The sequence below is a fragment of the Polynucleobacter sp. UK-Gri1-W3 genome (genome assembly GCF_018881595.1).
In the GTDB taxonomy this organism is placed as follows: domain Bacteria; phylum Pseudomonadota; class Gammaproteobacteria; order Burkholderiales; family Burkholderiaceae; genus Polynucleobacter.
This window is the reverse complement of the sequence record NZ_JACVQA010000008.1, coordinates 450,953-466,781: the sequence shown is the minus strand read 5'-3', so window position 1 is coordinate 466,781 and position 15,829 is coordinate 450,953. Positions and strand designations below refer to the sequence as shown.

General features: G+C 45.2%; 13 protein-coding genes and 1 tRNA gene. 4 read left to right on the top strand and 10 right to left on the bottom strand.

What is annotated here, in order from left to right:
• Positions 1–20 precede the first annotated feature (20 nt).
• Genes ICN36_RS10265 through ICN36_RS10250 form a run of 4 tightly spaced genes read right to left on the bottom strand, consistent with a single transcriptional unit; the run spans position 21 to position 6,154 of the window.
• Positions 21–1,217 carry an acetyl-CoA C-acyltransferase gene (locus tag ICN36_RS10265; RefSeq protein ID WP_216228235.1) on the bottom strand — a complete coding sequence of 399 codons (1,197 nt, stop codon included), beginning with the start codon at positions 1,215–1,217 and terminating at the stop codon, positions 21–23.
• Between the two features lie 17 nt (positions 1,218–1,234).
• Positions 1,235–3,676 carry a 3-hydroxyacyl-CoA dehydrogenase/enoyl-CoA hydratase family protein gene (locus tag ICN36_RS10260; RefSeq protein WP_216228234.1) on the bottom strand — a complete coding sequence of 814 codons (2,442 nt, stop codon included), beginning with the start codon at positions 3,674–3,676 and terminating at the stop codon, positions 1,235–1,237.
• Positions 3,677–3,686: 10 nt separating this feature from the next.
• Positions 3,687–5,474 (bottom strand): acyl-CoA dehydrogenase C-terminal domain-containing protein, encoded by a 1,788-nt coding sequence (locus ICN36_RS10255; RefSeq protein WP_216228233.1) that lies wholly within the window; start codon positions 5,472–5,474, stop codon positions 3,687–3,689.
• Between the two features lie 38 nt (positions 5,475–5,512).
• Positions 5,513–6,154 (bottom strand): TetR/AcrR family transcriptional regulator, encoded by a 642-nt coding sequence (locus ICN36_RS10250; protein ID WP_216228232.1) that lies wholly within the window; start codon positions 6,152–6,154, stop codon positions 5,513–5,515.
• A 193-nt stretch (positions 6,155–6,347) separates the two neighbouring features.
• On the opposite strand from ICN36_RS10250, the gene ICN36_RS10245 reads away from it, so the two are divergent.
• From ICN36_RS10245 to ICN36_RS10235, 3 genes are all read left to right on the top strand, one after another.
• The gene (locus ICN36_RS10245; protein ID WP_216228231.1) at positions 6,348–7,205 is read left to right on the top strand and encodes an outer membrane protein; all 858 of its coding nucleotides are present in this window, start codon (positions 6,348–6,350) and stop codon (positions 7,203–7,205) included.
• A gap of 140 nt (positions 7,206–7,345) precedes the next feature.
• Positions 7,346–9,022: a long-chain-fatty-acid--CoA ligase gene (locus ICN36_RS10240; protein WP_216228230.1), complete on the top strand. Its 1,677-nt coding sequence runs from the start codon at positions 7,346–7,348 to the stop codon at positions 9,020–9,022.
• 76 nt (positions 9,023–9,098) lie between these two features.
• Positions 9,099–9,839 carry a lysophospholipid acyltransferase family protein gene (locus tag ICN36_RS10235; RefSeq protein WP_370623481.1) on the top strand — a complete coding sequence of 247 codons (741 nt, stop codon included), beginning with the start codon at positions 9,099–9,101 and terminating at the stop codon, positions 9,837–9,839.
• A gap of 4 nt (positions 9,840–9,843) precedes the next feature.
• Here the strand turns inward: ICN36_RS10235 and ICN36_RS10230 are convergent, their stop codons facing one another.
• The 5 genes from ICN36_RS10230 to ICN36_RS10210 form a co-directional block, all read right to left on the bottom strand.
• Positions 9,844–10,269, bottom strand: coding sequence for a DUF4442 domain-containing protein (locus ICN36_RS10230; RefSeq protein WP_216228229.1), 426 nt, complete (start codon positions 10,267–10,269; stop codon positions 9,844–9,846).
• Positions 10,270–10,321: 52 nt separating this feature from the next.
• Positions 10,322–12,064, bottom strand: coding sequence for an IlvD/Edd family dehydratase (locus tag ICN36_RS10225; RefSeq protein WP_216228228.1), 1,743 nt, complete (start codon positions 12,062–12,064; stop codon positions 10,322–10,324).
• Between the two features lie 65 nt (positions 12,065–12,129).
• Positions 12,130–12,996: a transporter gene (locus tag ICN36_RS10220; RefSeq protein WP_216228227.1), complete on the bottom strand. Its 867-nt coding sequence runs from the start codon at positions 12,994–12,996 to the stop codon at positions 12,130–12,132.
• A 14-nt stretch (positions 12,997–13,010) separates the two neighbouring features.
• Positions 13,011–13,538, bottom strand: coding sequence for a hypothetical protein (locus ICN36_RS10215; protein ID WP_216228226.1), 528 nt, complete (start codon positions 13,536–13,538; stop codon positions 13,011–13,013).
• 27 nt (positions 13,539–13,565) lie between these two features.
• Complete coding sequence (locus ICN36_RS10210) at positions 13,566–14,879, bottom strand: U32 family peptidase (RefSeq protein WP_216228225.1); 1,314 nt, start codon at positions 14,877–14,879, stop codon at positions 13,566–13,568.
• Between the two features lie 171 nt (positions 14,880–15,050).
• Between ICN36_RS10210 and ICN36_RS10205 the strand changes: the two genes are divergently transcribed.
• Positions 15,051–15,689, top strand: coding sequence for a hypothetical protein (locus tag ICN36_RS10205; RefSeq protein ID WP_255531297.1), 639 nt, complete (start codon positions 15,051–15,053; stop codon positions 15,687–15,689).
• Positions 15,690–15,753: 64 nt separating this feature from the next.
• Here ICN36_RS10205 and ICN36_RS10200 read toward each other — a convergent pair.
• Positions 15,754–15,829, bottom strand: a tRNA-Asn gene (locus tag ICN36_RS10200).

Below are 15,829 nucleotides of genomic sequence, written 5' to 3'. Positions count from 1 at the left end.
CAAATATTGGGTAAGGCTGATTAGCAACGCTCAAATATTCCAGCAGCGCCCATACCAGTACCAACACACATCGTTACCATTGCGTGCTTAAGATTGCGTCTCTGTAATGCATGAATTGCTGTCGCAGCGCGGATTGCGCCAGTTGCACCCAATGGATGTCCAAGTGCAATTGCGCTACCCAAAGGATTGACTTTGCTTTGATCCAAACCAAGATCACGAATGACTGCTAAAGATTGGGCGGCAAACGCCTCATTCAATTCAATCCAATCCAAGTCCTGTAAATTGAGTCCAGCCAGTTTTAACGCAGCCGGAATGGCTTCCTTAGGACCAATACCCATGATTTCAGGTGGCACACCCTTGACAGCAAAGCTAACAAAGCGTGCTAAAGGCGTAAGACCAAAGGTCTTAATTGCTTTTTCACTAGCTAAGATGAGTGCACCAACGCCATCTGAAGTTTGTGAGCTGTTACCAGCAGTAACGCTACCTCCAGCGGCAAATGGTGATTTGAGTCTCGCCAATCCTTCAAGTGATGTATCAATACGCGGACCTTCATCTTTAGAAAATTCACGCCACTGCACATCTACTTGACCTTTACCCAGATCCATAGAGCGATGCGCTACTTTGACCGGGAAAATTTCAGAGTTAAATTCACCAGCTGCTTGCGCGGCCATGGCTTTTTGGTGAGAGTGAAATGCAAAGGCATCTTGATCTTCGCGGCTGATCTTCCATTGCTGCGCAACCTTCTCGGCGGTTAAGCCCATGCCGTAAGCAATACCAATATTTTCATCACCCATAAATATTTCCGGTGACATCGATGGGGAGTTGCCGCCCATGGGAACCATGCTCATAGATTCAACGCCACCCGCAATCATGACATCTGCTTCGCCAACCCGAATACGGTCAGCCGCCATAGCAATGGCATTCAATCCAGAAGAGCAGAAGCGGTTCACAGTAATACCGCCTACGGTATTGGGAAGGCCGCCTAGGAGCAATCCTATGCGAGCCACATTTAAACCTTGCTGAGCTTCTGGCATGGCACACCCAATAATGGCATCCTCAATTGCCTTGGGATCAAGGGTAGGGACTTGCGTCAGAACATGTTGCAAGGCATTGCCAAGCAAATCATCGGGTCGAGTATTTTTTAATGCACCCCGGCCAGACCTGCTAACAGCACTGCGTGTTGCAGCAACGATATATGCGTCTTGAAGATTTTTCATAGTGATATCTCGGTAAATTAGTTTCTAACAGGCTTGCCAGTTTGGAGAATGCCCATAATCCGTTCCATGGATTTAGGGTTGCCAATGAGCTCAACAAATGCTTGGCGCTCAAGTTTGAGTAGCCACTCTTCTGTAACTAGCGTGCCGGCATCGACATCGCCTCCTGTGATGATGTCGATAATCTTCTTGGCAATAAAAGCATCATGCTCAGAAATAAATCCACCATCACGCATATTGACTACCTGACCCATGACTGTGGCGGCAACAGAACGGCCGCCAACCGGAATTAAGGTTGGGATCGGTGGTCTATATCCAGCGTATCGCATTGCTTTGACTTGATTTTGTGCTTGCGCCAGTAATTCATAGACGTTAGCAACAATAATGTCGCCTTTTTGTAAGTAAGCCATCTTCATGGCTTCTTGTGCAGATGAAGAAACCTTAGCCATTGCAGCATTCTCAAAAGACGCTTTAGTGAAATCCAAATAATTGGTATTACCAGCAAGCGCTACACCCTGGGCGGCACGAATAGCTGCCTCTTTAAGTCCGCCGCCTGCAGGCAATAAGCCAACACCAACTTCTACTAAACCAATATAGCTCTCCATAGCAGCAACCCTGCGTGCTGATTGCAGAACTAATTCACAACCACCTCCTAATGCGATGCCAGAGACCGCAGCTACCACTGGCACTTGGGAATATTTGATTTTCATCATCGTGTCTTGAAACTCTTTGACAAATGGCTCAACTCCAGCGGGACCGTCTTTCATGACCATAGGCATAGCGGCTTCCAAGTTAGCGCCCGCAGAGAATGGTCCACCAGGTGTTCCTAGCTTTAATGAAGTGGGTTGCCAGATTACCAATCCCGCATAGTTTGCTTCTGCAATTTCAACTGCTTTTTGTAGGCCGCTTAATACGTCTGGACTAAAGGTATTCATCTTCGAGCGGAACGAAGCAATGAGGACGTCAGGTTGATTGGCATCTACCCAGGCGCGGAAGTCCGTATTTTCATAAATAGTAGTGCCCGCTGTTTTAGGATCTGGAGAGCCGTCTCCTAGTAGGGGTGCTCTAAATACTTGCTTTTGATAAACCGGCAAAGCAGAGCGGGGGATATATTTATTCTCTGAGGCTGACCATGAACCCTCAGGCGTATGGAAGGCTTGCTTATCGGCAACTGGTCCACTAAAGAGCCAAGTTGGTAAAGGTTCTTTGCTTAATGTTTTCCCAGCATCAATATCTTCCTTAATCCAATTGGCTACTTGCGTTACACCAGCAGCTTGCCAGTCCTCAAATGGCCCAAAGTTCCAGCCATAACCCCAGCGCATTGCAAAATCGATCTCGCGAGCAGATTGAGCAATCTCACCAAGATGTATAGCGCAGTAGTGGAAGATATCGCGATAGATAGCCCATAAGAACTGTGCTTGTGGCTCATCCGTTTCTCTGAGGAGGCCAAGGCGATCTGCAATCGGTTTTTTCAGAATGCGCTCAATCAGTGGATCAATCGCTGCTGTAGATGGTTTGTATTCACCAGTAGTAGCATCGAGAACCAGAACATTTTTACCATCTTTGCGATAAAAGCCGGCTTTAGTTTTCTGACCCAGAGCACCTTTTGCTATGAGCTGGCTCAGAACCTCAGGCGTTTTAAAAAGGGCGGAAAAGGAGTCGCCTTGCAGAGCATTTTCCATGGTTTTAATAACATGAGCCATGGTATCCAAGCCCACTACATCACTGGTTCTAAAGGTTGCTGATTTAGCTCGACCTAGCTTGCTCCCTGTAATGGCATCAACCTCATCAAAACCAAGGCCAAACTTTTGCGCTTCAGCAAACACAGCTAAAATTGAGAAAACACCCACACGATTACCAATAAAGTTCGGCGTGTCCTTAGCGCGTACAACTCCCTTACCCATAGTGGAAGTCATAAAGGTTTCTAAAGCATCCAATACAGCAGGATCAGTATCAGCTGCTGGAATGAGTTCTAGCAAATGCATGTATCTAGGTGGATTGAAAAAGTGCACTCCACAGAAACGCTTCTTCAGATCACCTGAAAAACCTTTAGCAAGTTCACCAATAGGAAGGCCTGAGGTATTAGTAGCAAAAAGAGAATGAGCCGGAATATACGGAGCTACTTTTTCATAGAGAGCATGCTTCCAATCTAAACGCTCAGCAATAGCTTCAATGATGAGGTCACAATCTGCCAAGAGACCAAGGTCGTCCTCATAGTTCGCTGGAGTAATAAGATTGGCTTCAGTAGATAATCCCAGTGGAGCAGGTTTTAGCTTTTTGAGGTTCTCAATTGCTTTGAGTGCAATCGCATTTATATTAACGGGTTTGCCATCATCAGACTTGCTTGGCAAGTCAAATAAAACGACCGGTAGGCTGACATTAATACACTGCGCAGCAATCTGAGCGCCCATGACGCCAGCACCCAGGATGGCTACTTTTTTAATGATCTTGTTATCGCTCATATTCAGTCTTTCAGAAAAAATCAGCAGGCATTGCCATTAACGATTTAGAGCCAGCACGCGCTTGACGTATCAGCATAGCTGTCTCAGGAAGGAGTTTGTCAAAGTAGAAGCGGGCGGTAGCCAACTTCGCCTGATAAAAAGGATCGTTACTCGATTTATTGGCCAAAGCAATTTTTGCCATACGTGCAAAGAGGTAGGAGTAAATCAAGTGACCCACAACACGTAGGTAAGGAACTGCAGCAGCACCAACTTCCTCATGATTCATCATGGCCTTCATGCCGATTTCTTTGGTGAGCTTTTCTACCTTGACGGCGATATCTGAAAGGGGGTCGATAAACTCTTGCATTTCTTTACGAACACCTTCCTCCTCAATAAATGCCTCAATGATCTTGCCAAACTTAGTGAGCTTCTTGCCCATATCACCAAGTACCTTACGACCCAAGAGATCAAGAGATTGAATGGTGTTGGTTCCCTCATAAATCATATTGATGCGGGCATCACGAACATATTGCTCCATACCCCATTCGGCAATGTAGCCATGGCCACCAAACACCTGCAAACCTTCATTCGTAGCAGTAAATGCGTTATCCGTTAAGAAGGCTTTGATAATTGGGGTGAGTAGGGCAACCATCTCACCAGTTTCTTTGCGAACCTTTTCATCTGGATGATTGAGTTCTTTATCAATCATGAGGGCTACCCAATATGAGAAGGCTCTACCAGCTTCTGCATAGGCTCTTTGGGTCAGTAGCATTCTGCGGACATCGGGATGAACAATGATTGGATCAGCTGCCTTTTCAGGAGCCTTCGCACCAGTTAAGCTGCGCATCTGTAAACGCTCTTTTGCATAAGCAGCAGAGTTTTGATATGCCACCTCAGTCAAGCCAAGACTTTGCATGCCTACGCCAAGACGCGCAGCATTCATCATGACGAACATCGCGTTCAGACCCTTGTGGGGTTCGCCAACCAGAGTACCAATAGCGCCATCAAAATTCATAACGCAAGTGGCATTTCCATGAATACCCATCTTGTGCTCTAGGGAGCCGCAAGACACTGCATTAGGCGCACCAATGGCACCATCAGCGCCAACCCTAAACTTCGGAACTGCAAATAATGAGATGCCTTTGCTGCCAACTGGTGAGTCAGGTAAACGCGCCAATACAAGGTGCACAATATTTTCTGCAAGATCATGATCTCCACTAGAGATAAAAATCTTGGTTCCATTAATGGCGTATGTGCCATCGGCTTGGGGCTCAGCTTTGGTTTTCAGTAAGCCAAGATCGGTACCACAATGAGGTTCAGTTAAACACATGGTCCCAGTCCATTGACCAGAAACTAATTTTTCTAAGTAGGTTTTTTTCTGATCTTCCGTTCCATGCGCATGCAGGCATTCGTATGCACCATGAGATAAGCCTGGGTACATAGTCCATGATTGATTGGCGGAGTTGAGGGTCTCATAAAGCACTGTATTCAACAGCTGTGGCAATCCTTGTCCACCATATTCAGGATCGCAAGACAGAGCAGGCCAACCGCCAGCAACATACTGCTCATAGGCTTGCTTAAAGCCAGCAGGCGTTGTCACTGATCCATCTTCATGACGCTTGCAACCTTCTTGATCGCCAATTTGATTCAAAGGGAAGGCGATCTCACTGGCAAACTTGCCTGCCTCCTCGATGATCTGATTCATAGTGTCTTTATCAACATCTTGATATGCAGGTAGAGCGGAAAACTCTTTGCCGGCATCGAGCATTTCATGGATAACAAATTGAATATCACGGAGTGGTGGGTTGTATTGAGGCATGGTGTTCTTCTATAAAGGTGTTAGAGAGGAATATTGGCTTACTGTTTAGTGGATTTATTGCTACTTAAAATTTCTTTGATTAACTTATTTGCATTCGCTAGACATTTGGGGTTATCTAAAAAACGGGAATCATGGTGAACACCCAGAGCGATGCTATACAACTGAAAGAGAAGGGCTTCTACATTCACGGATTTCTTAAGGTGACCAGCTGCGATAGATTCCTTAATCCCGCGACGGATTGCAGAGCGCCAATCTTCTACGCTGCGAACTAGTTCATCGCGCACAATACCGGGTTGGTCATCGAACTCAACGGCGCCAGCAATAAAGAAGCAGCTTGAGCTTTCATCACCAGTGCTCATCTTGATCCAGGACTGGATCATTTGATTTAGGCGAGGCAAGCCTTTGGGTTTGAGAAGGGCTGGAGTGAAGACGAGATCCTGAAATCGCTGGTAATACTCCCGTACTACGGCAACTTGCAATTCTTCTCTGGAGCCAAAGTGGGCAAAAACGCCACTCTTGCTCATTTTGACTACCTCTGCAATATTGCCGATAGTCAAGCCCTCTAAGCCTGATTTACTAGCGATTGTCAGAGCGGCCTCAATGATGGAGTTCTTTGTTTGAGCACCTTTTTTAGGCTCAACAAATTCTCTTTGCAAATCTCTTGATTCTTGTAAGGACATTTAAATTTTGCGTAAAATGTTGTAAAAATAATACGATCGTTCGTTTATATTACATCATTAATTAAATCCTGAATCTAGTTTCTAGGCCCTTTAAATATAGATTCCAATACAAAGGCGTAATTAAATTGATGCAGTGCAAAATAAATAGAGGGAAAACCCGAGATACATAAATCGAAGAAATTAAATAAGATTCATGAAGTTGCTTCACACCATTAAAAAAATTAACTCAGGAAGACAAATGAAAACAGTAAAAATTAGCGCGCTTTTATTGGCATTGACTGGTTTTGCATGCTCGACTGCAATGGCTCAGTCTGTAAAAGTCAATGCATGGGAAGGTGCTTATGGGCAAGTAGGCGTTGGTTATGGATTGTTTGTGCCAAAAATTGGTAGCGGTTCAGCGGTAAGCTCAACCGGCAATATACCGGGTACTAGCACACCTGTCACCGCTGTTGGTTATCCTGCAACAGTTACTCAGTCAGCATCAGCAAGTAACGTAAACAATGTCAACACTGGGATTGCGGCATTGGCAGCGGGTTATAACTTCGGCATTAATGAAACTTGGATTTTGGGTCTGGGTGCTTCTTATTATCCAGGCGCAAGTTCTAGTGCAACGGGTCAATTAAGTCTTGCGCCAACCCAGATTTCTAGTCCATTTGGTACAGCAGTTGGATCTCCAAAGGATGTGGCTGGTGCCAGCACCACAGCTACATACAACATTAAAAATCTTTACAGTATTGTCGTCACACCGGGCTATGCGATTGATAAAAACCGTTTGGCTTATGCAAAACTCGGTTACACAGGTGCAACTATTGGCTTGTCAGGCCCAACTCTCGCCTATCAAACTACTAACCTCACTGGTTGGACTTTGGGTCTTGGATATAAGCAGATGGTTACTGAGTCTTTATATGCATTTGGTGAAGTCAACTATGGCTCCTATGGAACTAAAAATATTTCAGCCACTCTTACTAATTCAGCCGGGACAACACTTCAGGGCATGACAATTAGTGGAAATGGCACTGATATCCTAGTTGGTGTTGGATACCGCTTCTAATCGCTGTACATTGTTAAGTCAAAGCCCTCTCATAGCAGAGGGCTTTTTCTTTAGATTCAGTATTGTCGTGTTTAGAATGAGTCATACAGATTTCACAATCTGACTACTAATAAAAATATATCGAGACTGGAAATAACTACATGGTTAATCCCGCAAAGCCTTGGCTAAAACACTATCCTGAGGGCGTACCTCATGAGATAGATATCTCTGGTTATAACTCCTTATTGGACATGTTCGAGGAAGCTTTTGAGCGCTATCCTAATCGTCGTGCCTGTGAGTACCTTGATAAGTTTTTAACTTACAGAGAACTTGATCAGCATTCGAAACATTTTGCTTCTTATTTGCAAAGCCTGGGTTTAGAACCGGGATCTCGTGTGGCAATTATGTTACCTAACGTTTTGCAGTTCCAAATTGCAATGATCGGTATTCTGCGCGCTGGGTTTGTAGTGGTTAATGTCAATCCACTCTATACCGCTCGCGAATTAGAGCATCAACTCAAAGACAGTGGTGCTTCAGCTCTGATTATTTTAGAAAACTTTGCACATGTCTATCAGCATATTGCTGCTGAAGTGCCATTGAAGCAAACCATCGTTACTTCACTTGGCGAAATGATTGGTTTAAAAGGCGCTGTAGTTAATTTTGTTGTGCGTAATATAAAAAAACTCGTTCCCGCATGGGATATCCCCGGCCATATTACGTTCTTAGCGGCTCTAAGCGAGGGCAGTCGTCAACGTTGGAATAAGCCTAATACCTCCCTGAGCGATATCGCTTTCTTGCAATACACCGGCGGTACTACAGGTTTATCAAAAGGCGCCATTCTGTTACATAGCAACATTCTTTCGAACGTCATTCAGACCGAGCTCTGGCTTGAGCCAGGATTAAAGCGTAAACAGGTTGATCAGTTAGTTTTCTTATGTGCTTTGCCGATGTATCACATCTTTGCTTTGACGGCCTGTTCAGTCTTAGGTATGCGCAAAGGGGGCCTATTAGTTTTGGTTCCTAACCCACGTGATTTTGATGGATTTATAAAGTTACTGAAGAAGCATCCAAACATTAATATCTTCCCGGGTGTGAATACTTTATTTAACGCACTGATGCATAAGCCAGAATTTGCCACAGTGAAATTCCCCAATATTTTGGCAACGATTGGTGGCGGTATGGCAATGCAAAAGGTAGTAGCTGACCATTGGCAAGAAATGACTGGCGCTCCTATTGCTGAGGGCTATGGACTCTCTGAAACTTCACCGGTTGCTTGTGTCAATTCTGCTTTGATTGAGAGCTTTACTGGCTATATTGGCTTTCCGGTACCAAGTACAGAAGTAGTGATCTTGGGTGATGACGGCATCGAGGTGCCTTTTGGTACCCCTGGTGAAATTTGTATTCGGGGTCCACAGGTGATGGCTGGTTACTGGAATAAACCAGAAGAAACCAAAAATGTCATGACTGCAGATGGTTATTTCAAATCAGGTGATATCGGCATCATGAATGCGGATGGCCTTACAAAGATTGTCGACCGCAAAAAGGATATGGTTTTAGTTTCCGGATTTAACGTCTATCCAAATGAGGTAGAAGAGGTCTTATCCTTGGTGCCCGGTGTTTTGGAGTGTGCAGTCATTGGTGTGCCTGATGAAGATTCTGGTGAGGCTGTTAAGGCCTTTATCGTGAGACAGGATCCATCATTAACGGAAGAGGCTATCTTGGCATTCTGCAAAGAAAACCTCACTAACTACAAGCGTCCTAAGCATATTGTTTTCCGTAAGGACCTACCTAAGACCAACGTTGGAAAAATCTTGCGACGTGAATTAAGGGATTTATAAGTCTTCTCCCTATCCATCTTGCTAAGGCCAATCATTTAAAATACGTTTTTAGCTCCTTATTAGTAAAAATACTATCGTGATCCTTTGGCTTCGCTCCTTACTGTTTTATATATTTGGTTTTACAACTGTCACCATTGTTGCAAGCGCCATTATTCTGGTCATCCCCTTTACTGATCGAAGTGCGCGTTACAAGATGGGGGTGTTTTGGTGTCAATTAACTCAAAAAGCGCTCTTATTATTTTGTGGAATCAACATCAAAACAAAGGGTTTTGACAATATTCCTCTAGACCCCAAAAAATCATTGATCCTTTTGGGCAAGCATCAGTCGGCATGGGAGACCTTCATCTATCCAGCCTTTTTTCCAAGACAGCTTTGTTTTGTATTCAAACGAGAATTATTATTTGTGCCATTTTTTGGTTGGGCTTTGGCTTCACTGCAAATGATTCACATTAATCGCGGCGATCGTGAGAGGTCACGAGAGGCGGTCAATGAGCAAGGTAAGGCAGTATTGGCTGAGGGTAGCTGGATTGCTATTTATCCAGAAGGAACACGAACCCCACGGGGAACATTTAAGCCTTACAGAAAGGGCGGCGTACGCCTTGCGATCAGCACTCATACGGACATTCTTCCTGTGGCGCAGAACTCTGGAGCCATATGGCCCAGAAATACCTTCTTAAAGCGCCCAGGAGTAATTACGCTTTCGATTGGGCCAGTGATTACAGTTCAAGGAAAGACAGAAGAGCAATTACAGCTAGAGGTTGAGGCTTGGATTGAAGGTGAGATGCGTAAGATTGATGCGCCTGCTTACACCCAGTAATTCTTTAACTTTTCTTTATCTTCTTGCGTATATATAAAGTCTTGGTAATGCGGGCCACGACATCGTCTTCATGATCTTTAATCTCGGCAACAAAGTCTCTTAGTACCTTGTCTCCAGAGTCTGCTGCATGAATGATTTCATCTAGTTGTTCTTGAGTAATTTCAAAAGTGGCGTGAACTTTACCTCTACCAGGCTTCAGAAATTCGATCTTGGCGGCTTGATCCCAAACAACATAGCCTTTGCCGATATTCTGCGACACCATCATCATGAAGAAGGGGTCAGTCATTGCAAAAAGACTGCCACCAAAATGTACTCCCACAATATTGCGGTTTAATAAGCCGTGCTTTAGGCGTACCTTGGCTTGACGAAAGTCTTTAGAAATATATTCAACAGTAATCCCAGCGCCTAAAAACGGGGGCCATATATTCATCCCCCTGCGTAGTAGGTTTGCGCTTATCACGGGATAGACTTCTATTGAGTTTCTATTTAGACTTTGGAGTTTTGCCAACCATCTTGGCTGCCCTTAAGAAATCAAAGTCCACACCTTGATCGGCTTGAGTAACGGTATCCAAAAAGAGCTTCTTATAGCCGCGTTCAGCAGTAGGTGAAGTAATTGGATTGTCTTTCATCCGCTTGGCGAGTTCTTCATCAGATATGAGTAGGCTAATTTCACGATTCTTCACACTCAAACGAATGCGATCACCATTGCGCACCTGCGCTAAGGGACCGCCAATAGCCGATTCAGGAGTAACGTGCAACACAATCGTGCCAAAAGCGGTACCACTCATACGTCCATCAGAGATGCGGACAATATCTTTCACACCGGCGCGGGCTAATTTCATCGGAATGGGAATATAACCAGCCTCTGGCATACCAGGTGCACCCTTAGGCCCAATATTTTTGAGGACCAAAATATCTTCAGCAGTAACATCTAAATCTGGGCTATCGATCCGATTGGCTAAATCAGCAGCATCTTCAAACACCACAGCACGACCTTCATGCTCCATGAGTTTTTCGTTGGCAGCAGATTGTTTAATGATGGCGCCACCAGGAGCTAAATTGCCATGCAGCACCGCAATGCTGCCGCGCGGATAAATCGGGTTATTAAATGGGCGCACTACATCTTGTTTGAAGCTTGGAGGGGCGGCATCAATTTCTTCGCCAAGGGTTCGGCCTGAGACTGTCATTGCATTGAGATTCAATAGAGGCTTGAGCTCACGAAGCAGGGTAGTCATGCCGCCAGCGTCATGGAAGTTCTCCATGTAATGATCACCGGATGGTTTTAAATCAACCAGCACTGGTGTTCCATCACCCATCTTGTCAAGTGCATCTAAATCAATCTCTAGGCCCATACGGCCGGCGATGGCAGCTAAGTGAACAATGCCATTGGTTGACCCACCGATTGCCAATAAAACACGCATCGCATTTTCAAAGGCATCAGCAGTGAGTACCTTATCAATCGTTAAGCCTTCTTTTGCCATCTTCACGGCACAAGTACCTGTTTCTTCTGCTACGCGAATACGATCTGCAGTAACTGCTGGAGGAGTTGCGCCACCAGGAACCGTCATACCCAAAGCCTCTGAGATGCAAGCCATAGTGCTAGCAGTTCCCATTACTGAACAAGTACCAACACTGGCAACCAGTTGATCATTCACCTCATCTTTTTCAGCTTCATCAATTTCACCGGCGCGGAACTTGCCCCAGTAACGGCGACAGTCAGTACAAGCACCAACACGTTCACTACGATGTGAGCCTGTCATCATTGAACCAGTGATGAGCTGAATAGCTGGAATACCCGCAGAAGCTGCGCCCATCATTTGCGCAGGAACTGTTTTATCGCAGCCACCAATCATGACTACCGCATCCATTGGCTGCGCGCGCACCATCTCTTCAGTGTCCATCGACATTAAGTTGCGCAAGTACATACTGGTAGGTGCAGCAAAACTCTCATGAATGGAGATTGTCGGAAATTCCATTGGCAATCCACCTGCCAGCATCACGCCGCGCTTCACTGCCTCGAGCAGTTGCGGCATATTGCCGTGGCAAGGGTTATAGGCGCTGCCAGTATTAATAATGCCAATCACAGGGCGATCTAATGCACTATTGGTATACCCAGCGCCTTTAATAAAGGCCTTACGTAAAAATAAAGAGAAGCCTTTATCACCATAGCTAGTTAAGCCTTTGCGTAAGCCGCTCTCTGCAGGATCTTTTGGTTTATTGCTCATGAATGTATCACATCTCTTATAAGTGTTCTTTTGGTCTTATTGTAGCGATGGAATGGGCAATTTACCTACAGGCCGCCGCCCCAGCGGTATTGCCAGGAGATCCCTAGTGCGCTGTAGTCGGTATTGGTGCTGGAATAAACACCTTTGCTGCCAGTTACGCGGATCGAATTCTGCTTATTGATGGGGTAAGAAAAAGTGCTGCCAAAACGCCAATTTTCCTGCGAACCGCTGATTGCAGTTCCATTGACATATTTCTGACCACCCATGAAGTAGGTTGCATCCGCAGAAATATAGGCCGTATTCTGAAAGTAATAGATCGCATGGGCTTCCGAGGAGTAGATCGGGTTTTGTGAGAGCGTATTGCTTCCCAGAAAACTAGTATTACTGGTGTAGATCGTGGCCATGCCCGCCAGTTCTAAACGCCATGGTCCGATTGCTTGAGATGCTCCAATAGCGGGCTGAATAAGAGAGCGATTGGCTCCCACGTTAAGAATTTGCTCGTTGTTATATTTGCCCCATGGAATGGATGCAGCAAGACTTGCTCCAATAATTAAGTCCTGCTGGTAATTCTTAAACTCTTCCAGCGACAGAGCTGGCGCACCATAAAGATTGGCAGAGATCTTCACTACAGGATCTGATAGACCTTCTGCGGAGGCGTTCATATTTTGGGCCCTAATACTGCCAGTACCTGAAAGTTGGGCATAAGGGACTAAGAGACTAATCCTGCCAGACTGTCCGAAGACGTCGATGATACGAGTCAGGTTTGCAGCCTCGGTAGTGAGGGTATAGGAGCCACTTTTGGCTTGCGCAATACCACCAGTAATAAAGTTAATGCCAATCGGTGCATTGGAATAAGCGCGAGCTTCGATTTCTTGGGCCTGAGCCTGTTGGCAAAAAAACCCAACAGGCAAAGCCAAAAAATTCTCACGCAATACAAGTAAAGCAATTATTTTTTGGAACTAAAGAGGACTGCAAGAGTTTCAGTATTTCCTACAACCTTATTAAATCCCACAAAAATCAAGTAAGGCCAAACAATCAACCAATACACAATCGATATGGCAAGTACTCTTAATGGATCGCCGCTTCCAAAGGCTGTCATTGAGGGGATAAATTCTTTGCCATGTATCAGGCCATCAACTCCAGCCTCAATAAAGTTCAGCGCAATAATGACAATAATATAAACAATAGATTCAAAAAATAGAGAGCCAACGATCCCATTTTTCTTATCTACTTTGATTGGATAAGCTGCCTGAGCAATCAACATAAATTTTGCTGATATGCCTGCTTTAATCAACGCAAAACCAAAGATAGACAAGGGAATGGGGCGCTCTTCAAGAGCGGTTGCAGCCATGAAGGCAATGGCGCAGAACCAAGAGCCAAAGTAAATCGTTAGCTCAAACGCTTTTTTCATTTCATCTTCGACTTTAACTTTCAAGCCAGGCTTATTTGTGTTGTTCTTAGTGCTATTCGTCATGAAAATCTTTAATCAGAAGGGTAAGTATTAATCGCCGCAAGTTGAGCAAGAGCCAGAAGTGGCTACCTCAGCTGGTGCTGGCTCTTGTGTGTAACGGGCAATAAAGGCGTGTTTACTAGACATTGGGATATTGAGCCAAACAAAGTGACCTGAGCCTGGTGCCACATCAATAGAGTCACCATTCATATTCCACATTTCTGACAAAACAACATCTGTATTTCCATTTGGCTCGATGATCTCGATTTTGTCACCAACAGAAAAACGGTTCTTAACGTCTACCTTGACGCGACCTGTTGCTGCATCGATCTCGAGGGTTTCTCCAACATAAAGGCTACGTCCTGACAAGGAATGACCACGCATATAGAGTTGATACTCTTTGTCATGGTGACGCTCATAAAAGCCATCGGTATAGCCACGGTTAGCTAAGCCCTCTAATTGACCTAATAAAGCTGTGTTAAATGGTTTACCTGCTACAGCGTCATTAATTGCTGCTCTATAAGATTGCACAGTACGTGAAACGTAATAGGGTGATTTAGTGCGACCTTCGATCTTGAAGGAATCAACACCCATCTTGGTCAGGCGCTCAATATGTTCAACGGCCCGCAGATCTTTGGAGTTCATGATGTACGTACCATGCTCATCTTCTTCCATCGGCATCAAATCATCCGGACGGCGAGCCTCTTGAAGTAAAACTACATCACCGCTAGTATTTTGTTGGCCAGGCTTGACCTTGTAATCCCAGCGGCAAGCATTAGTACAAGCACCTTGATTGGAGTCTCGATGAGACATATATCCTGATAACAGGCAGCGGCCAGAGTAGGCGATGCAGAGAGCGCCGTGTACAAATACTTCAAGCTCCATTTCTGGACAATCTTGACGCACTTCTTCGATTTCATCAAAGGAGAGTTCGCGAGACAAAATTACGCGGCTGATGCCAACAGAGCGCCAAAACTTAGCAGATGCACCATTCACAGTATTGGCTTGTACCGATAAATGAATTGGCATATCTGGCCATGCTTCACGCGCCATCATGATGAGGCCAGGATCAGACATGATTAAAGCATCAGGCTTTAATGCAATGACTGGATCCATATCTTTAATATAGGTACGTGTCTTACCGCCATGTGGCAATAAGTTAGAAACTAAATAAAACTTCTTACCCATTTCGTGGGCAGTATCAATACCTTGTTTGAGAACTTCAATCTTGCCAAAGTCGTTATTGCGTACCCGAAGGGAATAACGAGGTTGCCCTGCGTAAATGGCATCAGCGCCAAAATCAAAGGCGGTACGCAGCATAGAAAGGCTGCCGGCTGGAGCGAGGAGTTCAGGAATCTTAGTCATAGTGCTTATTTTAGTGAATGCGGCCGATCTTGCCCGATTTGCTGCATTACTGAGCCCTAGAGCCAGCTGCAAGCCGGTTTGCAAGAGCCTGAAAGGCCAGCCGCTGATTAAGGAGAGTATCCTGAAGGGTCTGTGGAGAGCATTTTATAAATGAATGGGGAGCCTTCCCCTTTGACTTTACACCCTATATTGAAGGCAATTATTAAAGAATCCAGAAAGCTTGCAATGTCAAAACTCACATCCAAACCCATCCTAAAAAAAGCCAGCGGCATTTTGGCGCAAGAGTTTGCAATACCCAAAGATATTGCCTGGGCATGGGTTACTTTATTGCTCTCACAAGAAGAGCAGAAGCGCGATAGCGAAGAAAAACGGTATAGCCGTATCGCAGAATTTGAAACCTGGATTACGGAACTAAATCTACCAACTGACCCTAAAAATCCTGAGGGCGGTGCAGTGAGTCCAGAGGCAGTAAAAAATTCCGCAAGAAATGTCTTTGAATGGCCCCATGAATATATCTTTGAGGAGCCTGCAGCGCCAAAGCACCCAGACTCCAAGGTTGTTTATAGCGATACGATTACTCAGCCAATTTTGGATGCTGTGAAAGATGCCGGTGGATCAGATGATCGCGCAGCACTGATTGCCGCATTAGAGGGTTACGCAAAAGAGGGTAGAGAGCCATTCGCCAATGTCACACCAGAAGGAATCGAATGGAAAGGTAGTGCTTGGAAGGAGGGTGATAAATACAATCTTTTGACTATCAAGACTCTGAATAATCGCCTGGCCAATCTCAGAAAGAAGGGCTTGGTCTAGTAGATCAATTTACCCAGCCCTCAAAAGAAAAAGCCCCTAGATTTCTCTAGGGGCTTTACTTATTTGGCTCCTCGACCTGGGCTCGAACCAGGGACCTACGGATTAACAGTCCGGCGCTCTACCGACTGAGCTATCGAGGA

What these genes read in the sequence shown, in the direction of transcription:
- ICN36_RS10225 (WP_216228228.1), bottom strand. Translation starts at nt 12,064, where the DNA reads ATGAGCAATAAACCAAAAGATCCTGCAGAGAGCGGCTTACGCAAAGGC.
- ICN36_RS10245 (WP_216228231.1), top strand. Translation starts at nt 6,348, where the DNA reads ATGAAGTTGCTTCACACCATTAAAAAAATTAACTCAGGAAGACAAATG.
- ICN36_RS10250 (WP_216228232.1), bottom strand. Translation starts at nt 6,154, where the DNA reads ATGTCCTTACAAGAATCAAGAGATTTGCAAAGAGAATTTGTTGAGCCT.
- ICN36_RS10260 (WP_216228234.1), bottom strand. Translation starts at nt 3,676, where the DNA reads ATGAGCGATAACAAGATCATTAAAAAAGTAGCCATCCTGGGTGCTGGC.
- ICN36_RS10230 (WP_216228229.1), bottom strand. Translation starts at nt 10,269, where the DNA reads ATGAATATATGGCCCCCGTTTTTAGGCGCTGGGATTACTGTTGAATAT.
- ICN36_RS10265 (WP_216228235.1), bottom strand. Translation starts at nt 1,217, where the DNA reads ATGAAAAATCTTCAAGACGCATATATCGTTGCTGCAACACGCAGTGCT.
- ICN36_RS10210 (WP_216228225.1), bottom strand. Translation starts at nt 14,879, where the DNA reads ATGACTAAGATTCCTGAACTCCTCGCTCCAGCCGGCAGCCTTTCTATG.
- ICN36_RS10255 (WP_216228233.1), bottom strand. Translation starts at nt 5,474, where the DNA reads ATGCCTCAATACAACCCACCACTCCGTGATATTCAATTTGTTATCCAT.
- ICN36_RS10240 (WP_216228230.1), top strand. Translation starts at nt 7,346, where the DNA reads ATGGTTAATCCCGCAAAGCCTTGGCTAAAACACTATCCTGAGGGCGTA.
- ICN36_RS10215 (WP_216228226.1), bottom strand. Translation starts at nt 13,538, where the DNA reads ATGACGAATAGCACTAAGAACAACACAAATAAGCCTGGCTTGAAAGTT.